This window comes from Nostoc sp. (assembly GCF_036917195.1).
In the GTDB taxonomy this organism is placed as follows: Bacteria; Cyanobacteriota; Cyanobacteriia; order Cyanobacteriales; family Nostocaceae; genus Nostoc.
This window is the reverse complement of the sequence record NZ_JBALDG010000093.1, coordinates 121244-140366: the sequence shown is the minus strand read 5'-3', so window position 1 is coordinate 140366 and position 19123 is coordinate 121244. Positions and strand designations below refer to the sequence as shown.

The following is a 19123-nucleotide window of genomic DNA, read 5'->3' as shown; positions in this document are numbered from 1 at the left end:
CAAATGAGTTCGCCAAAATAACAAATGAGTTCGCCAAAATAACAAATGAGTTCGCCAAAATAACAAATGAGTTCGCCAAAATAACAAATGAGTTCGCCAAAATAACAAATGAGTTCCCCGAAATAACAAATGAGTTCGCCGAAATAACAAATGAGTTCGCCGAAATAACAAATGCGTTCGCCAAAATAACAAATGAGTTCCCCGAAATAACAAATGAGTTCCCCGAAATAACAAATGAGTTCCCCGAAATAACAAATGAGTTCCCCGGAATAACAAATGAGTTCCCCGAAATAACTTTTGCGTTGGCTAGCAAGAACCGCAGGCATTGCCATGATTGCAACAATTTAGCTTTGACGCGGGAGCGTAACGCACCCTTCTCCTATGGTCGACGCTACGGGTACAGGTGACGCTCCTGTGTCGCTAACGCTGCGCTAACAGCAGTCGCCTGCTCCGGGAAACTCTACCAAGAGCGCTGCTTCACCGCAAATCTTTGGTGAATGAAGTTTTTCCGACTTGTGTGTACACTGTAGCTTAAAAAGGAGGGAACTCTTAAAGCCTCCCTTTTAAAGGGGTTGACACGTAAATGCTATAGATGCATCAGACATAACTTACCAGTGGCAATGGCAGTTAGGTTTCAAGTTAGCGACAAAAGGCATTAAATTGGGTATATCTACACAGTTAAAATATAAGCTCTATAAGTGTGGTATCCAAAAAAAAAGCCAGTCAAATTACTAAAGTCTTTAAGAATCAGCAGAGAGCTAAGGAAACTTTTACCGTAGTGCCAAGACGAACCAACCGTCGCTATGCACTCATAGCATTGATCCTCTGCTTGATAATTGTTGCTTGCACCAACACATATCAATCATCCCCTTCCTCAGTCAATAAGTTATCCAATCAAAGTACAGATTTAAGGATTTGGTGGGATAAAGGTTCTAATTTAGAAGAGGATGAAGCGCTCAAGCTGCTGATTAGCAACTGGGAAAAACAAAGTGGTAAAAAAGTCAAGCTGACTTTTTACACTAACGATGAACTATCTGAGAAGACTAACAGGGCACTTCAGGCGCATAATCAGCCTGACATCGTAATGAGTAGCAGTGCTGAGAGGGAGTTGATACCGCACCTGGCGTGGGATGGTAAACTGGCAGATGTTTCAGATGTTCTTGAGCCAGTCAAAAGTCTTTATTCTGATACTGTATTAGAAGCTGTTCATTTTTATAATAACGTTGCTAAAAGTCGCAGCTATTATGCAGTCCCAATTAATCAGTTAACAATTCATATTCACTATTGGCGCGATTTATTAAAGCAAGTCGGTCGGAGTCAAAAAGATATCCCTAAAGATTGGGATGCTTTTTGGGAATTCTGGAAACAAGTGCAAGATGACTTACAAGCACAGCAAAAACAGAATCAAAAACCAAAAATTTACGGCTTAGGTTTTCCTTACTCTGTTGCTTCTGCGGATACATACTACATATTTGAGCAGATTTTAGAAGCATACAATGTTCAAATTTTAGACTCTAAAGGTCAACTTCGTCTTGATGACCCCAACGTGCGAGGCTCAATTGTTAAAAGCTTAGATTGGTATACCAAATTCTACCAGCAAAACTACGTTCCACCGGATGCAGTCAATTGGTTAAATCCAGATAATAACCGCAGCTTGCTCAACCACGCTGTGGTGATGACACCCAACACCACTCTTTCAATTCCGGCGGCTGTGCGCCAAAATCCTGAGATTTATCGTCATCAGCTTGGCACTATACCGTTTCCCAACAAACCTAATGGCCAGCCAATGCGTTATTTAGTCGCAGTTAATGCCGCAATTTTGTTTGCTGAGTCTGAAAACCAGAAGACAGCCAAGGAATTTTTCAGGTACTTAATTCAACCATCAACGATAGGAAACTACATTAAAGCTGCTGGAGGTCGGTATCTACCAGTAATGACGCCAAATTGGAAAGACTCTTTTTGGACAAACCCAGCCGATCCACACATTTCAACTGCTGCTAAGACATTAATTAAAGGTTCAACGCGCCCATTTTATATTGTCCAAAACCCAGCCTATAGCCTAGTTTTGAAAGATAATGTCTGGGGTAAGGCTCTGAATCGAATTGTTGTAGAGCAAATTTCCCCAGAGCAAGCAGCCGATCAGGCGATCGCACGGATTAAGCAAATTTTTGACCAATGGCAGTGAGCTTTTACAAACATGACATTTAAAACAAAAGCTAATCAAATTGCTAAAAGCTCTCAGAATCAGCCCCAATATCACCTTTATCGCAAATATGTGTTGATCGTATTGACACTCAGCTTGATAATTATTGCTTGTACTAACATCTCTAAATTAAAACAATCTTCAGCAACCCATTCCTCTACTGACAACACAGTTTTAAAAATTTGGTGGGATAAAGGATTTACTGTCGATGAGGATGAAGCAATCCAGGAGTTGGTGAGCAACTGGGAAAAACAAACTGGTAATAAAGTCAAGCTTTCCTTCTATATCGGCGATGAATTACCGCAGAAAGCGCGTAGGTTCATTCAGGTGGGTAATCCACCCGATATCATGATGAGTTCCGGCGCAGAGAGAGTGTTGAATCCGCATTTGGCTTGGGAAGGAAAACTGGCGGATGTAACGAATGTAATTGAGCCAGTCAAGAATCTTTATCCTGAGTATGCTCTACAAGCTGTTAATTATTATAATAATGCTGCAAAAAAGCGAAGCTACTATGCAGTTCCAATTAATCAGTCAACGGTTCACATCTTTTATTGGCGCGACTTGCTAGAGCAAATAGGTCGCAGTGAAAGGGATATCCCCAAAGATTGGGATGGTTTTTGGGAGTTTTGGAAACAAGCGCAGAAGAATCTCCGGGCGAAACAGCAAAAACAGGATATTTATGGGTTAGGTTTTCCTTTCTCTACTGGAGCTTCTGATACCTATATCTTTTTTGAGCATATTTTAGAAGCATACGATGTGCAAATTCTCGACTCCAAGGGTAAACTCCTGATCGATGACCAAAAGGTCAGACAAAAAATTGTCCAGGCTTTAGACTGGTATGCCAAATTTTATCAACAAGGTTATGTGCCACCAGATGCACTCAATTGGTTAAATCCAGATAATAATCGCAGCTTGCTCAACCGTCTGGTAGTGATGACTCCTAACAACACACTCTCAATTCCTTGCTCTGTCCGCCAAGATCCCAACACCTATCGTCATAAGCTTGGCATCTTAAAATTTCCCAATAAACCGAACGGCAAGCCGATGCGTTATATACTCACACTTAGGCAAGCAGTTTTGTTTGCTGATTCCCAGCAACAGAAAAAAGCTTTGGATTTTCTTGCATATCTTATTCAATCAGAGGTGATAAATAAGTATCTTAAAGCTGCTGGAGGCTGTAATTTACCAATCATAAAGACACTTTGGCAAGACCCATATTGGAAAGACCCAACCGACCCACACGTTTCAACTGCGGTTAAGACAGTGACAGAGGGTTCAACGCGGCTGTTTTCTTATGTGCAAAACCCAGCATACAGCGTAGTTTTAGAGGAGAATATCTGGGGAAAAGCTCTTAATCGAATAATTGAAGATAAAATTTCTCCAGAGCAAGCAACTAATGAGGCAATTAAGCAGATAAAGCAAATTTTTGCTCAATGGTAAGTAGGTGGGCGTAAATATTTGTCGTTGGGATAAAGCAGGAGAGAAGAGGGTTTTAGCCTCGTTCATTTTTGTTAAAATAGTTTGGTTTTATTCTGCCGACCTACTTAATCAATAATTATTTATATTAACTAAAGGAGTAACCTGTCTGTATCAATAGTAAAAATAGAAATATCTTTAAGCCAATTCGCAATTATGCTCAAGGTCTCCCTCTAAGCGAACGCAAGAGCGTCTCTAACAGTTGCTATGCCTAAGGTTTTACGCTGCGTACCCCTACGGGGAAGCAAGCTACGCAAAGCGGATGCACCAGAAGAGAGCAATTAGGTTTTGTAACGGGGATTTTAATTAGGCATTCAATTCGTGCTGCTACAACAAGCAGGGGAATAAAACCCCCAAACTTTGTTAAAAGAAGAAATATATGAAGTTATGGAATCAGCACTTAACTACTAAAGTTGCCAGTTCCTTCTTATTCCTATCCTTGGTAACTGTAGGTGTAGTGGGAGGATTTGCTTTCATCAATGCGAGGGACGCATTGAAGCAAGCTGCTTTTGAAAAACTCAGTGCTGCTGCCACTCTTAAAGAGGAAGAAATTACCCGTTGGTTTGAAGACCAACAACGAGATTTTCTCCTAGTCACTCAGTTTCAAGAGGGACAAAATAATTTTCAAATCCTTTTAAATTCTAAAGCCTCCGATGCAAATTATCGTAACGCTTACAAAGTTCTCTCAGATTATATTGCAAATATGGCTAAAATCAAGCCAAGTCTTGGAGAAATTTATATTATTGATCGGAGTAATCGGATTATTTTATCTACTAATAAGCAGCGTGAAGGTCAATATGAAATTTCAGCTAACATCACCTATATTGAACAGATTCAGGCAGGAGATTCCTTTGCCCCCATTTTCTATGTCTCACCTATTACTCGCAAGCCATCAGTTACTTTTGCAACACCTCTACGTGATGCAGCCAAGGTACGCCAAGGTGTTCTCTTAGCTGATTTAAATTTAGACCGAATAGATCAGATTGTCCGAGAACGTACAGGCTTAGGTAATAGTGGTGAAACTTATTTGGTTGGTTCTTTAGTAACCAAAAATGCTTTTATTTCTAAAGAGAAAGATAAAACACCGGATTTTTCTAAAGGAGTTAGCAGCCAAGGTATTGATGCAGCAATGAGTGGAATTAGTGACCAAGGACTTTATCCAAACTATGCCGGAGTGCTAGTAATTGGGGTATATCACTGGCTCAATGACCAAGACCTTGCCTTAATAGTAGAAATGAACCAGGAAGAAGCCTTTGCCTCGGCTCGCCGATTGGCAGGGACGATTATGTTAGTGGGATTATTATCAATGGGATTTCTATTGATTGGAGTGTCTTGGCTAACGCGGCAGTTAAAAATCTCTGGCGAACAATTAGAGAATTACAGCCATAGATTGGAGATAAAAGCTAAAGAAGCCGAAACTGCCAACCGTGCCAAAAGCGAATTTCTTGCAAACATGAGTCACGAACTCCGTACTCCTCTTAATAGCATCCTTGGTTTTACTCAGCTAATGACCCGCGATTCTTCTATGAATTCTTCTCAATTGGAACATTTAGAAATTATTAGTCGCAGTGGAGAGCATTTGCTGACCTTGATTAATGATGTGTTGTCAATGTCTAAAATTGAGGCGGGTTTAACAACACTGAATAACAACAGCTTTGACTTGTACACTCTACTCGATTCACTTGAAGAGATGTTTAAAATAAAAGCGGAATCTAAAGGTTTACAGTTGATGTTTGAGCAAAGACCTGAAGTTCCTAAATATGTGTATACAGATGAAAGTAAATTACGTCAAGTCTTAATAAACCTCCTTGGTAATGCTATTAAATTCACTCAAGAAGGCGGCGCTAGTTTGCGAGTTAGGATAAAGGAAGAAAGTAAACTACAGCAGCAAGAAGGGGCACAAGCAATAAAAAATTCCCAGCCCTCATTCTTCTGGCTTCATTTTGAAGTCGAAGACACCGGCCCTGGCATTGAACCTAGTGAAATTGAAAAGTTGTTTAAGCCCTTTGTCCAAACAAAAGCGGGTCGAAAATCTCAGCAAGGTACAGGTTTGGGTCTAACCATTAGCCAACAATTTGTACATCTAATGGGAGGAAATATTACTGTTAGCAGTACTTTAGATCAAGGAACGATTTTTTCTTTTGATCTCCAGATTAGCCTAGCAGAAGTAGCTGAAGCTCCGATTCAACAGTTAAAACGACGAGTAATTGGTTTAGAGCCGAATCAACCAAAATACCGAATCTTAGTAGTTGAAGATAAATGGGAAAATCGCCAACTCCTAGTCAGGATGCTGGTATCCCTTGGCTTCGAGGTGCGTCAGGCTGAAAATGGTCAAGAAGGGGTAGCCCTTTGGGAAACCTGGGAACCGCACTTGATTTGGATGGATATGCGGATGCCGGTGATGGATGGCTATGAAGCCACTAAACAAATCAAAGCACATTTAAAGGGTCAAGCTACTGTGATCATTGCTCTAACTGCTAGTGCTTTTGACGAGGAACGCTTTGTAGTTCTATCGACAGGCTGTAACGATTTTGTGCGTAAGCCTTTCCGAGAGGAAGTAATCTTGAATATGATGTCTAAATATCTGGGGGTGCGTTATGTATATCAACAAGAACCCCTTCAAAAAGATGAATTTGCCGAAAATTCAGACCTGAAACTTTTATCATTAGAAGAGATGCTGGCTCAGATGCCCACTGAGTGGGTGACACAGCTACACCAAGCGGCACTGTGTACTGATGAAAAGCTGATTTTCAGCTTGCTTGAGCAAATTCCTGAAGAATCTGCTCTTTTGGCAAACACTCTGTCTAATTGGGTTAATAACTTTCGGATTGATAAAGTTATTGATTTAACACAACCATAAGAAATGATTTATAAAGTGAATCTTAAGAGGTGAGACGATTGAGGATAAGTCATACCGTGACGATATAAATCAATACAGTTTAGTTAAAGTTATAACTTTTTGTCAAAGTCAAGTTTTGGAACTGAGTAAATACTAAAGTTTAAAAACTTCAATATCTATTTAATTAAATTGATATAAATTAATTACATAATTGCTAAAAAAAAGAGGATAAATTAATGATTAATAAACATAGCCATGAACAATCCCAGAATCTTCTTAATAAGCTAGAACAAGATATTAATGACCTCATTATCAAGGTAAATAATCAACTACAATTACCAGAATTAGATTTAAGAAATGAGCAGATTCAAGATGAACTTGCAAAACAAATTGTTTTATTACAACGCTTTGGAGAATACATTTCAGTAATTAAAACAAGCAAACGTCAGAGTCTGGCTGAATGTATTCCTCTCCAATCAAAGGTTTATGCAGTTAATTTAGCTTTGGATTTTCTGATAAAGAAGAAGACAGAAAAAATAACTTTAGCAAAAAATATCAGATATAGCATTGAGTATTTTCTGAACAGCAAAAAGCCTTTAGGTTGGATAGGTAATCTTTTCAAGCGTTCTGTTCGAGAATTGCCTACACCAACCAAAGTTCTTATTGGTCTGGCAATGGCAATACCAGTATATATGATTGCAATTCCAGTTTCCTTTGGGATTGTAAATTTTTTAGCATACCACTTAGATGCTCTTTATCAAAATACTCCTGTAGGATCAAGTCCTAGTCCTACACCTACAGCAAATTCCAGTGATAATTTATCTATAACTAACGAAAATATTCCAAAATCACCTATAAAACCTCAGCTCGATCAGAATCAGTATCTGTTAGTCATCATGGTTGCCTTATCTGGAGCTTTTGGCAGTATAGTTAGTATCTTAATTCGACTGCAAGACTATAAATACAAAGACGAATACGTAGGCTCAGTTACTCCTATTCTAGTTGGTTTTGCCAAGCCCTTGATTGGGACAGCATTTGGCATCTTCGTTTTTGCACTCCTTGGCTCCGGTATTATAAATTTTCCTTCTATACAAAGTAATACCTCAAAACAAAGTGATAGCTCAAATAAAACATCACAATATAATTATTATTTTTACTTTTCAATTGCATTTCTAGTCGGTTTTAGTGAACGCTTGGATAATGATATCGTCGAACGAGTTGGAGGAAGCTTTGGTCTACAAAAAAGTGCAGAAAAAATTAGAGAAGATGTTCAGCAATCTAGAGAAGATATTCATCAAGCAACTAATTTTGTAAGAACTAATGCACCAGAAGTAAAAGAAATCATAGAGGATGCAAAACAAATTTTGCCAGAGGTACAAGAAGCGGTAGAAGATATTAAAAATTCTACAACTAATGAGCCAGGGAACGCTCACACTAAATATTCTCAACCAAATGACTAACAACATCCAGATAATAGCTTCTTCTTTTTGATACTTATTAATATTTAGTTTTATAAATCAGTTCTAATAAATATGGATAACAATCAAGTTCAGTTACCAAAAGCAAATATTCTTGTTGTAGATGATACACCCGACAATCTACGACTTTTATCTGCCATGCTAACTCAGGTTGGGTATGAAATTCGGAGAGTGATTAATGGATCAACAGCTTTGAAAACAGCACAAGCTGCGCCGCCGGATTTAATTTTGCTTGATATCATGATGCCAGAAATGAATGGCTATGAAGTTTGTCAACACTTGAAAGCTTCGGAAAAAACCCGCGATATTCCGGTGATTTTTATTAGCGCTTTAGATGAAGTATTTGACAAAGTTAAAGCTTTTGCAGTCGGCGGGGTGGATTATATTACCAAACCTTTTAGTGAAGAAGAGGTTTTTGCCCGTGTAGAAAATAATTTGACTATCCGAAAGCTACAAAAGCAACTTACTGAGCAAAATGTACTCTTGCAACAGGAAATTAGCGATCGCCAAAAAGCAGAATCAGCACTGCGGTTAAGCCAATTTTATTTAGACAGGTTTAAAGATCCGATTTTTTTTGTGAATTTGAATGCCCAGCTTGTTTATGTAAATGAAGCAGCTTGCCATGTTTTGGGTTATTCTCGCGAACAATTGCTAACCATGACTGTTCACGATATTGATCCAAATTTTCCCGCAGAAACTTGGCACTCACAATGGCAAGAACTTAAAGAAAAAGATTCTTCTAGCTTTGAATCTATTCACCGAACTCAAGATGGTCGAAATCTACATGTAAAAATAACTTTTAGTTATCTAGAGTTCAAAGATCAGCAATATTTATGTACTAGTGCCTACTATAGGAATTCTATTTGATTTGTGAGAATTTAAAACCGCAGATTTCCAACAACTTTTATCAAGTCAGGGATCTTCTTTTTCATAAATGATTCAGGTTGCTATATCTTACTATTTACTAATATTGCGTTTAGTCCATAGTTGATCTAGTAATTGCTTTGAGATCGCTGGGCAGTGCTTTTTATACTCGAAAGTCACCATCCCCAACCCTAAAACAACTATCAATGCCCAACCGAATGCGCCGATGAAAAATAATCTTTGAAATCTAGCTGCTTTTTGCTCTTGAAGCAGTCTAGCTTTAACTTCTTTAGTTCGTTCTGCTTCTAGCAATGTCTCAACTTGTCGCCGATCAAACTCTTGGCTAGCTGCTAAAAACTGATAATCCAAATCACTCAAGCTTTTGCCTTGTGACCAAGCTAGAGCTTCAAGTAAGGCTCTCCCGCGTAATAGTCGTGAATTATCACGGTGTTCTGAGGCTACCCAAGCATTCAATACTTGTGAGTAGGGTCGCAATTTTGCTAATTGTTTTTCTACCCAAGTTTGGTTGAAAACCTCTTCATAAATGCGGTTCTTTACTACTAGTTGTCCTTGCTGCTTAGTTACCAATCCCGACAATAGTAGTTCTATTTGCTCCTCTCCATCATCACAAGCTATCTGAATCCCTTGTAAAACTTGCTGGTACAGTCCCAGCAAACCTCCAGCACGCTGCTCATTTCTTAGCAGGCGATCGCGGATTGTTTTTAAATGCTCTGGATCATCTTTCGCTTCCCATTTCTCTATAATATGCGTTTGCACTAGTTTTTCTAAAATTAACAATGGAAATTGGTAATAAAAATTTATCAGATGTTGATTAATAATCGGTAAATGATTATCCAATTTATAACGCTCATCAACTTCTAGACATCTCTGCTCTTGAATATCCTTGCTTCCAGAGTTTCTTTCTTGTACCACTATCTGACAGAGCTTTTGAGTGAGAAATGGCTGACCATTTGTCCAAGCCAAAATTTCTTTGATAACTGCCATTGGATTAGCTACTTTTTTTTCTAAACCTGCTGCTAATGGCTGAACTTCCGATAAGTTAAAGCCGTGCAGTTCAATAGATTTACCTATATTAAATGGGGTACAGTTTCGATCAGTAATCAAATCGGAAGGCGTTGCGACTCCGAAGAGTGCCCAAGTTAGGCGGTTATATTCTGGATTTTCTGCTCGTTGATTGTAACAAGAGCGAATTAGAGTAAAAAAATCGACGACAGGGAAATTAAGACCTAAAACACTATCAATTTCATCAATAAAAATAAATATTTTTTCAGTTTTGAGTTCAACTAACAAAATGTCTTCAACAAATTGGCTCAATCGCTGTAACGCAGATAAATCTTCTCGCTCCGACCACCAGACTTTTAAATTAACTTTGCTAAAGAGATTGAAGCTCCTTAATAAGTCAACCACTATGCCCTTATACCACTGAGCAGGCGTAATGTTGCCGTTGCCAATCCGAGTCATATCGATAGAAGCACAACTGTAGCCTGCTTGTTCTAATCGATGCCTTGTCTGTAATCGCAAGCTAGACTTACCCATCTGTCGGGAACTAAATACATAACAAAATTCACCTTTAATTAGAGCATTATAAAGTTCAAAGTCAGCCTGCCGTTCAACATAGCTAGGAGCATCGACTTTGAGACTGCCGCCAATTTGATATTCGTACTTATTCATAACGTTTAGGTTAATTGCTCTCGGAAATACAGCTGATATAACTCACAGCTAGACACTGCTTGATTTCCTTCAAGTTTTACCAGACCCATACTTTCTAATTTATAGGCAGCGATCGCTTCTAATTGCACACTTGTTGGAGAGGTAACTACCCGTTTGAGTGCTGTCGCGAGTTCTGGATGTTCTTGGAGATTTGCGAGATGATGCCGTAAATAGTTGCTATAAATGCCGGCAATTGTGGGAGCCTCTTTTAGTAGCTGCTCTAAGGTTACTGCTTGATGTCCCAAGTTATAAAGAGCCAGACGAGCTAGATAGGGATGACCACCAATCATCGCTAGTAAAGGAGCCAGCTTTTGCAATCCTTTCTCACCTTTGGCCCAATCCAATCCATGACGCACTGCCAATTCCTGCATCTGCTCTAAACTAAATTCTGGTAACTTAATCGGTAGTCCTACATTGAAAGGGGATTGATTAATATCTAAGGGGATATAAGCTTCAGTGGCATGAACTACTACTAGTCGGAGTTTTTGCCAGATTTCTAATTCGGAAGCATCTTCATACCAGGAGCGCAGTAGCGGGAGAAAGTCGCTAGAGATTTGTGGATACTCGAAAATCCGATTCACTTCATCCAAAGCTAAGACTACCGGAGCGTCGATTTTCTCCAGCAAATACTCCTGTAAATACAATGTGCAGCTAACTTTACTGCCAATATCTTCATCCCAATAATCATCCAGTCTGATCTCTAGGTTCAACTGCCGACTGACGTTAGCACAAAACCATCGTAAGAATTTTTCCAAGCTAGTGAAAACTTGACTATCTGCTCTTTGTAAACCGATCTGTACGGTGTGTACCCCAGTCTGTTTAGCATGAGTAAGAATTCTGTGCATTAGGGATGTTTTTCCCATTTTGCTGGGGGCTTTGATTCTGATTAGGCTTCCAGGTTTATTGATTTCGGCATAAGTGCGTTCTTCAATTGGCGGACGCTCTATGTAAAAAAAGGAATTGAGCGGCACTGAGCCACCAGGATTTTCTAAGAAGTCGGGATTAAAAACTGGGGTTTTTCTCTCGTCTTGCTTTTCTATCACCAAAGAAGACGCTGATATCCCATCTTTCGCTGTGATTGTTTGCTGAGACTGTTTCAAGACTACTGGCACACTTTGTAGTTTTTCTGACAAAACGCTACTTTGCGATTGCCGTCTCAATACTGACCGAAAATTACTTTTTGTCACCTCCTCCCCGAAAGCCTGTGAAAGTAACTTCCATAACTTAGAACCAACATCTTTTATATAATTGGCATCATAACCACAGCTTTCGGCGATATCTGGATAAGTTTGTCCTTCCCAAGCTTTACGAAATACTATTTCCTGAATATCACTTAAGCCATGTTCAAGAAATGTATCTAAAATTGCTAATGCTTCTTCTATATTCATTTGTAAAAAGAATAAAGTTTGTTTTAAATAAGACTTTAGCGGAATTTTTCATCCTTTTTTGGTTATTTACTTAAATTTAAACAGTTAACTTCATTTCCATCTGCCATTCTCAGATATAAGCGAATGTCAAAAAATTAGAACTTAGAGGCTATGTATAAAGTAAATCTTAAGTAAGGTATATTACGGTCATTGGCTGCGACCTGTTTTCAAATACCTGCTTTCTATTCCTACAACAGAAGAAAGCGATCGCAGAGTAACTTGAAATTTTGACATTTCCCAGCTGAACAAAATAACAGGCAACTTATACGTGGCATCATCTTCACGATTAACAGTCTGCCAAGCATCCTATGGATCTCATCCCAATTGAGGCTAGACTATATTGTATTTGCAGTTTATTTCTCGTTCCCAGGTTGGAGTCGAGAAACGCTAGCAACGAGTGTAAGTAGGAGATGTTCATTTATGCCGAGATGGAACGCAGAGAAAAAACAAGCCTATCGAACTGAGGTAATTCGACGCATTACCGCAGCGATGCCCTCAGTAATGCAGGAATATGCCTCAATTAATTGGGCAGAGGAACTCAAAGGCTACCGTACCGACCATGAATATTACCCTGACTACATCCACGCTCCCATTCATGGGATAAGCGATTCCTACACCAACCCTGAATCGTGCTTAGGTTGGGATGCTGCTATGGATGCGATTATTCCCCTCAGCCACAATGTTAGTTGCCAGCAATTGCGCGAGAAAATGGCTGAACTAATTCCTGAAGACGCTCAAATTGAGACAGTGCTAGAGCTTGGTGCAGGTACGGCTGATGGAGCGCTGGCTCTAGCACGGCGGTTTCCCCAGGCCACTTTTCGCGTTACTGATGTTTCGCCTTATATGCTGGTGATTAGTCAGCACAAGTTTAACAAGGCTGGATTTAGTGAGCGGGCTGAGTTTGAGCAGGTGGACGCCCGTAACACTGGTTACCCTGACAACTCCTTTGATCTTGTCACGTCATCACTACTCTTCCACGAGACGCCTAAAGAGTGGACGCCTAAGATTCTTAAGGAGATGTACCGGATCACCAAACCCGGAGGTTGGGTACTATACGCTGACACCTATCGTGGTGAATACGCCCTGAGCGCTTCTTTTCAAGAACCGTGGTTGGATGACTTTATCCATTTCAACTTCGAGTACGAGTTTGCCAAAGCAGGTTTTACAGAACTCAATTACATTCCCTATGCCGTGGGTTTGTGGTATATGGTTGGCCGGAAGCTAGAAAGGTAAGGACAAAACAAGCACTTTACCTCAGTGCAGGTAGAATAATGAAACGATAGCCCTCCAAACCTGATTATTTCTAATCTGGAAACAAACTGGAGACTCAAATGACCCCAGCAACGATGTCTGACGACAAGCCGCAAAGCGTCTACGCAACACCGAAAAAAGAATCACCTTTTCTGTTTAAGGGAATGACCTGGAGAGAGTTCAAAGCAGTTGAGCAATTGTTAGACCGTCCAGGATATCGGCTCTCTTTTCTGGATGGAGTTCTGGAGATACGACGAATGCCTGGAGAACCCCAGGAAACTGTTAAAGAAAGGATCGGTGCTTTGTTAGAGCTTTATCTGCTCATGGCAGGGTTTGATTTTACTCCAACTGGCTCAATGACTCTGGAAAGTGAAACAGTCGCCGTCAAGTCAGAGGCAGATAAATCTTATAAACTTTCTCCTAGTCGGATGCTACCCGATCTGGCGATCGAGGTGGTGTTTTCCAGTGGCGGCATCAACAAACTGGACGCATACAAGCGGTTGAAGATCAAGGAAGTGTGGTTTTGGGAAGATGGTGTCCTAGAAGTCTATCATCTGCAGGGAAAAGGGAATACACTTCACTATGAAAAGGTTTCTAGTAGTGAAGAGGTGAAAGGAATCGATCTAGATTTGTTGTTACGTTGCATCAATATGGTGAATCACGTAGAGGCGATAAAGACTTTTCAACAGGCCCTTCAGAAATAGGCGATCGCACATACTTATGGGATGCTGGGTTTCATGCTTGAAAACTGCTGTAAAAAACGATTTTGTTCAGCGGAGAGACTTTAAGCTTTCAGTCTTTTGCACTAAGAAATCGGTGAAGATACTCATAATGGTGCGGTGACGTAATTTCACATTAGCATTAATGGACATCCCTGATTGCAATGGAATTTGACGCTGATTAATCAGTAACTTCTGCCCATGTAGGCGGACTTTTGCGGAAAAACGCCAGAAATTATAAACTTGGTCTGGAGGTAAGGCATCAGAGCCAATCTCAACTAGTTCGCCTTTGATATCGCCATACTCTTGGAAGGGAAAGGAATCAATTCTCACATCGACTTGTTGCCCTTCTTTGACAAAGCCGATGTCGCGGTTGGTGATGTATACGTTAGCAATTAAGTTATCGCTAGGAACGAGTTTTAAGAGCGGTTCGCTGGAATTAACTACAAATCCTGCTGTTTTGGCTTTGAGTTCAAAGACAGTTCCATCTACAGGTGCAATAATTTTCTGATATTTCAGGGTTTGTTGTGCTTGAATTAACTTACTATCAATTTCACCAATCTGACCATTAATTTCATAGATGCGTTTCTGATTATCTACAATTACCTTGGTTAATTGGCTATCAATTTGGGCAATGTTTTTGTCATTATCTGTAATTTTGGCTAGTAAGTCTTCTTGAGACAGTGCCGCAGTATTGCGGAATTTTTCATTCGATTGGGCGATCGCTAATTGTAATCGCTGCTGTTCCCTATTCAATCGGATCACTTCAGATTGTTTGGTGCTGACATCTTGTTGCTGTTTCAAGTATTGTACTTGGGAGATTGCCCCCTGCTGCGCTAGAGGTTCAAACTTATGGAGAATTTGTTGATTTATTGTCAGCAACTCTTTTGCACTAGCTAACTGCGCTTGAGTCTGGAAAAATTGCTGTTGTGTCTGTCCCGTTTCTAAATTAGCTGTGGCTAAACGTGATTTTAATTCTATTTGGCGATTTTGCAAGCGTAATTGTTGCTCTCTTGTGAGAGGACTTCCAGCAGTCACACCATTTAACTGTGTCCGGTACAACTGGTTTTCCGCAATAATGGCTGCTCGGCTCTTGGTCAACAAGGCTAGTTCTGGTTTAATTTTCAACAGAGCAGTTTGCTGTGCCACTTCTTGTATTGATATTTTCCCTTGAAGCTGACGGTGGTAAAATTCGTTTTCTTGCTCTAGCGCCTGTTTGGCAAGCAACTGAGCCGCGCGACTTTGTTTTAATGAAGTTAGCTCCGCCTCAGAAGTAGTTTTTTCCAGGCTAACGAGTGTTTCACCTTTTTTGACTCGCTGACCATCTTTGACTAGAATCTCCTTGACAACACCATTGATTGGAGCTTGAATTTCTTTCACTGCACCCTGTGGTTCTAGCTTGCCTGTAGCATGAATTGATTCTTCAATTTGAAACACCGAGGCCCAAATTACTGTGAAGGTGCTAACTCCAACAATACTCCAGGCGATCGCTCGTGACCAAGTAGAAGTCTGTTGTAAAAGTACTGGTTGATCAAATTTATATTGAATATTCATTGGGGAATGGGGGATTAGGGAGTATTGATTGTTGAGTGCTGAGTTAGGAGTACAGGACTTACGCAAAAAATCTCTATGACTCTTATTTCTTTCTCCGTGTTCTCTGCGTTCTCTGTGGTTCGATTTTCTGTTACTTGTGCGTAAGTCCTGGAGTACTAAGATTAAAGTTTCGAGTTCAGAAGCTAATACGCTTGGGTTAAGGCTATACCTCTTTGTCTAAAGTCAATTTTTTTTAACGAACCGCAGAGGCGCAGAGAACACAGAGAGAAGAGAGAAATGCTTAACTGAACTGTATTGGTTTAGAAGCTCAACTTCCGAGTTCAAAGGCTCAACGTTCAAGTAAAAAGGTGCAACTTCCGAGTTCAAAGGCTCAACGTTCAAGTAAAAAGGTGCAACTTTCGAGTTCAAAGGTTCAACGTTCAAGCAAAAAGGTGCAACTTTCGAGTTCAAAGGCTCAACATTCAAGTAAAAAGGCTCAACTTGCGAGTTCTGGGGCTGAAGTGTCGAGTTTTAAGCTTGAAGTTTCATTATTTAAAGTTGAAGCAATAATATTTACTGCTGACAAATGACTAATGACTAAACTTTTGCTTCTTGTTGTTGATACAAACAGTAGTAATAACCTTTGAGCGCCATCAATTGTTCATGAGTTCCCTGTTCTACCACAGCACCTTGATCCATCATCAAAATGACATCGGCATTGCGAATTGTGCTGAGGCGATGAGTAATGAAAAACACTGTTTTATCTTGGAAAGCTCTCGCTAAATTACCGCAGACTTGGGCTTCAGCATTGTAGTCCAGCGCACTGGTAGCTTCATCAAGGATCAGTAATTGCGGATTTTGCAGAACAGTACGAGCGATCGCTACTCGTTGGCGTTGTCCCCCGGACAGTCCTGAACCTCGTTCGCCCACACGGGTGTTATAGCCACTGGGTAAAGACATAATAAAGTCGTGGGCAAATGCTACCTTGGCAGCGGTAATAATTTCTTCATCGCTAGCATCAGGATATCCCAAGGCAATATTTTCGCGGACTGTGCCATCGAATAGTAAAGTATCTTGTAACACCATACCAATTTGACGACGTAAGGAATAGAGTTCTACTTTACTGATATCGTAGCCATCAATCAAGATTTTGCCGGACTTGGGTTCGTAAAGTCTGGGTAATAATTTTAGCAGTGTGCTTTTACCGGAACCGCTTTGACCAACAATTCCCACGAAGGAGCCAGCAGGAAAATCTAAGTTAATATTGGACAGTTGCAATGGCCCGTGTTCGCGGAAACCGAAGCTGAGATTTTCAAAGCGGACACTACCTTGAATACTGGGCATCAGGATATTTTGACAGTTGCCGATTTCTGTTTCTTGGGGAGTGTCTAAAATATCAGCAAGGCGTTGCAGAGATAGAGCGGTTTCTTGGAAGTTCTGCCAAAGTTGCATCAGGCGTAACAAGGGACTGGTGACATAACCAGCCAGGATGCGGAAAGCAATGAGTTGTCCTAAAGTGAGTTGCTGATTCAGGACGAGAAAAGCTCCCACCCACAGCACTAACATACTAGAAAACTTGTTGAGAAAACTGCTAACAGAACTGGCGGTAGTTTGGGTAGAGACTGTTTTGAAACCAGCGCTGATGTAACGAGCATAGCGTTCTTGCCATTGCCAACGCGATCGCATTTCTAAATTTTGCGCCTTGACTGTCTGCATTCCCCCCATCACTTCCACTAAATAAGATTGCGTCTCGGCATTGCATTCTGCTTTCTCTTGCAATTGTCGCCGCATTAAAGGTGATACCATCAAGTTGAGCAAACCAAACAACGGCACTGTTGCCAAAGCAACTAAGGTCAGCACTGGGCTGTAAATCGCCATCACCACAATATAAACTACAGAAAACACCGCATCCATCACCACAGTTAGAGCTGTACCAGTTAAGAAAGAGCGGATGTTTTCCAGTTCGTGAATTCGCGTTGCCAATTCCCCTACAGGACGGCGTTCAAAGTAAGATAATGGCAGACGCAACAGGTGATTAATCACCTCAGAACCAAGGGTAAGGTCAATTCGGTTGGTGGTATCTGTAAATAAATGAGTGCGGACACTGGTGAGTATTGCTTCGATTACCGCCACTACTAGCAAAAAGATGCCGAAAACTTCCAAGGTATCAGGACTGTTACCAACCAGTACTTTGTCAATAATCACCTGCGTGGCGAGAGGATTTACCAACCCAAACACTTGGATAACAATGGAAGCAATCAGTACTTCAATTAGGACTTTGCGGTAGCGCCGCAGTGAGGGTACAAACCAACTCAAACTAAACCGCGCTTTGGGAGTATTTTTGGTGGTTTGTAGCAGTAGTACCTCTCCTTCAGCCCCCCAGTTTTCCGCAAAGTCTCGTAATTTGTAGCGCAGTAGTCCCATCTCTGGAACAGCAATCAGCAACTCTTGATTGCTATTTTTATAGATGATGGCAAAACTATCTTGCCAAGCAATCATAACTGGTAGTTGCAAGCGGCCGACTGTGGTGGCGGGAACTTTCACCATCTGTGTTGTCAACCCCATCAACTCGGCGGCGGCGGCGCAAAATTGCAGAGATATACTACCTTTGTGTTCTTGCTGCTTTGTCAACACCCGTTGCAGTGTATCTCTGCGCCAGGAAATATTAAAGTATTGGCTCAACATCTGGAAGCAAGCTAGGGAAGCATCCAGCGGCCCTCTACCCCGGATATAAGGATACTTCTTTTGTTTACCCTTAGCTGCTGGTTCTTCTGTGAAAGTAATTTCTGAGGCGTAGGGAATCTCTGCGGGTAAGAATGTTTTTGGTGTGGGGGCGAGATTTTCTCCAAGTATTGACTTGGGTAATCCCACCAGACGCATATTTGTATTAAATTTCAGCTTGGGGTTGAGTTCATCTAACTCTAAGCGACTCCCCACAGGGAACTCAGGATCAAAATTACTGCTGACTAACCACAAAAATTCTGAGTCCAACTGCTGGCGAAAGACTTTGCGTGCAGGGATTATTCGGATGATAGCAACTTCAGTTGCAGTCTGGGCAAGCTTAATTAAATTTTTGCTCCCATCCGCGCGACGGCTGAGTTCTTCGGTGAGCAGTTCATACACTTCTAAAAGAGTAATTTTATTTTGCAACGCTTGGACAAAAGCCTCTTCCTGTTTGAGTAACGCTAGAAAACCAGCAATAGGTAGATTGAGGGTGATAACTTCAGTAGAAGCGATCGCAGTTTCAGATGCAATACCCCGCACATGACTTACCCAACCCAAAACCTCTCCTGGTGAGAGTAACTTCAGTGTCGCCGGATTTTGTGCTTGGGAATTGTAGCTTAATAAACGCGCTTGTCCTTGGTAAATAATGCTAATTTGATCGGGCATAGCTTCCCGTGCTACTATTACCTGACCGATCCGGTAGCGGAAGAATTGCACCTTGTTGAGCAAATTTTCTAAAACGTTTGGTGATAGATAATTGAAAGGAAACAAATCAGCAATAAATTCTTGAATATCAACCGTTGTATTTGTCATCATCTTGCACCGTATTTTAATTTTTATTCCTTCTTTCTTCTCTGCGAGACACTGCGCGTAGCTTA

At 40.7% G+C, this 19123-nt stretch carries 12 protein-coding genes; 8 read left to right on the top strand and 4 right to left on the bottom strand.

The genetic code is table 11. The features are described 5' to 3' along the window. The 6 genes from V7K40_RS31805 to V7K40_RS31780 form a co-directional block, all read left to right on the top strand. Positions 1-407 (top strand): hypothetical protein (locus tag V7K40_RS31805; RefSeq protein ID WP_334966864.1); only part of this gene is annotated, 407 nt, incomplete at its 5' end. Positions 408-700: 293 nt separating this feature from the next. Continuing rightward, positions 701-2185 carry an ABC transporter substrate-binding protein gene (locus V7K40_RS31800; RefSeq protein ID WP_334966863.1) on the top strand — a complete coding sequence of 495 codons (1485 nt, stop codon included), beginning with the start codon at positions 701-703 and terminating at the stop codon, positions 2183-2185. Between the two features lie 12 nt (positions 2186-2197). Further along, on the top strand, positions 2198-3643 hold the full coding sequence (locus V7K40_RS31795; protein ID WP_334966862.1) for an ABC transporter substrate-binding protein: 1446 nt from the start codon (positions 2198-2200) through the stop codon (positions 3641-3643). Positions 3644-4058: 415 nt separating this feature from the next. Then, positions 4059-6539 carry an ATP-binding protein gene (locus V7K40_RS31790; protein ID WP_334966861.1) on the top strand — a complete coding sequence of 827 codons (2481 nt, stop codon included), beginning with the start codon at positions 4059-4061 and terminating at the stop codon, positions 6537-6539. 215 nt (positions 6540-6754) lie between these two features. Further along, the gene (locus V7K40_RS31785) at positions 6755-7978 is read left to right on the top strand and encodes a hypothetical protein (RefSeq protein WP_334966860.1); all 1224 of its coding nucleotides are present in this window, start codon (positions 6755-6757) and stop codon (positions 7976-7978) included. A 72-nt stretch (positions 7979-8050) separates the two neighbouring features. After that, positions 8051-8863, top strand: coding sequence for a response regulator (locus tag V7K40_RS31780; RefSeq protein WP_334966859.1), 813 nt, complete (start codon positions 8051-8053; stop codon positions 8861-8863). Positions 8864-8953: 90 nt separating this feature from the next. Here the strand turns inward: V7K40_RS31780 and V7K40_RS31775 are convergent, their stop codons facing one another. Further along, entirely contained in the window at positions 8954-10552 is a 1599-nt protein-coding gene (locus V7K40_RS31775) for an AAA-like domain-containing protein (RefSeq protein WP_334966858.1), read from the bottom strand. A 5-nt stretch (positions 10553-10557) separates the two neighbouring features. After that, entirely contained in the window at positions 10558-11979 is a 1422-nt protein-coding gene (locus tag V7K40_RS31770; protein WP_334966857.1) for an AAA-like domain-containing protein, read from the bottom strand. Between the two features lie 459 nt (positions 11980-12438). Between V7K40_RS31770 and V7K40_RS31765 the strand changes: the two genes are divergently transcribed. Together V7K40_RS31765 and V7K40_RS31760 are read left to right on the top strand one after the other, a co-directional pair. Then, positions 12439-13251, top strand: coding sequence for a class I SAM-dependent methyltransferase (locus tag V7K40_RS31765; protein WP_334966856.1), 813 nt, complete (start codon positions 12439-12441; stop codon positions 13249-13251). 98 nt (positions 13252-13349) lie between these two features. Next, a complete protein-coding gene (locus tag V7K40_RS31760) occupies positions 13350-13973 on the top strand; it encodes a Uma2 family endonuclease (protein WP_334966855.1) in 624 nt (207 codons plus the stop codon). Positions 13974-14039: 66 nt separating this feature from the next. Here the strand turns inward: V7K40_RS31760 and V7K40_RS31755 are convergent, their stop codons facing one another. Beyond that, entirely contained in the window at positions 14040-15542 is a 1503-nt protein-coding gene (locus V7K40_RS31755; protein ID WP_334966854.1) for an HlyD family efflux transporter periplasmic adaptor subunit, read from the bottom strand. Positions 15543-16118: 576 nt separating this feature from the next. Next, positions 16119-19058, bottom strand: a complete 2940-nt coding sequence (locus V7K40_RS31750) for a peptidase domain-containing ABC transporter (RefSeq protein WP_334966870.1) — start codon at positions 19056-19058, stop codon at positions 16119-16121. Between the last annotated feature and the right edge of the window lie 65 nt (positions 19059-19123).

Excerpts from the sequence above, each read along its gene's own strand:
- V7K40_RS31755 (WP_334966854.1), bottom strand. The coding sequence starts at position 15,542 with ATGAATATTCAATATAAATTTGATCAACCAGTACTTTTACAACAGACT.
- V7K40_RS31780 (WP_334966859.1), top strand. The coding sequence starts at position 8,051 with ATGGATAACAATCAAGTTCAGTTACCAAAAGCAAATATTCTTGTTGTA.
- V7K40_RS31765 (WP_334966856.1), top strand. The coding sequence starts at position 12,439 with ATGCCGAGATGGAACGCAGAGAAAAAACAAGCCTATCGAACTGAGGTA.
- V7K40_RS31775 (WP_334966858.1), bottom strand. The coding sequence starts at position 10,552 with ATGAATAAGTACGAATATCAAATTGGCGGCAGTCTCAAAGTCGATGCT.
- V7K40_RS31760 (WP_334966855.1), top strand. The coding sequence starts at position 13,350 with ATGACCCCAGCAACGATGTCTGACGACAAGCCGCAAAGCGTCTACGCA.
- V7K40_RS31770 (WP_334966857.1), bottom strand. The coding sequence starts at position 11,979 with ATGAATATAGAAGAAGCATTAGCAATTTTAGATACATTTCTTGAACAT.
- V7K40_RS31785 (WP_334966860.1), top strand. The coding sequence starts at position 6,755 with ATGATTAATAAACATAGCCATGAACAATCCCAGAATCTTCTTAATAAG.
- V7K40_RS31750 (WP_334966870.1), bottom strand. The coding sequence starts at position 19,058 with ATGACAAATACAACGGTTGATATTCAAGAATTTATTGCTGATTTGTTT.
- V7K40_RS31790 (WP_334966861.1), top strand. The coding sequence starts at position 4,059 with ATGAAGTTATGGAATCAGCACTTAACTACTAAAGTTGCCAGTTCCTTC.
- V7K40_RS31795 (WP_334966862.1), top strand. The coding sequence starts at position 2,198 with ATGACATTTAAAACAAAAGCTAATCAAATTGCTAAAAGCTCTCAGAAT.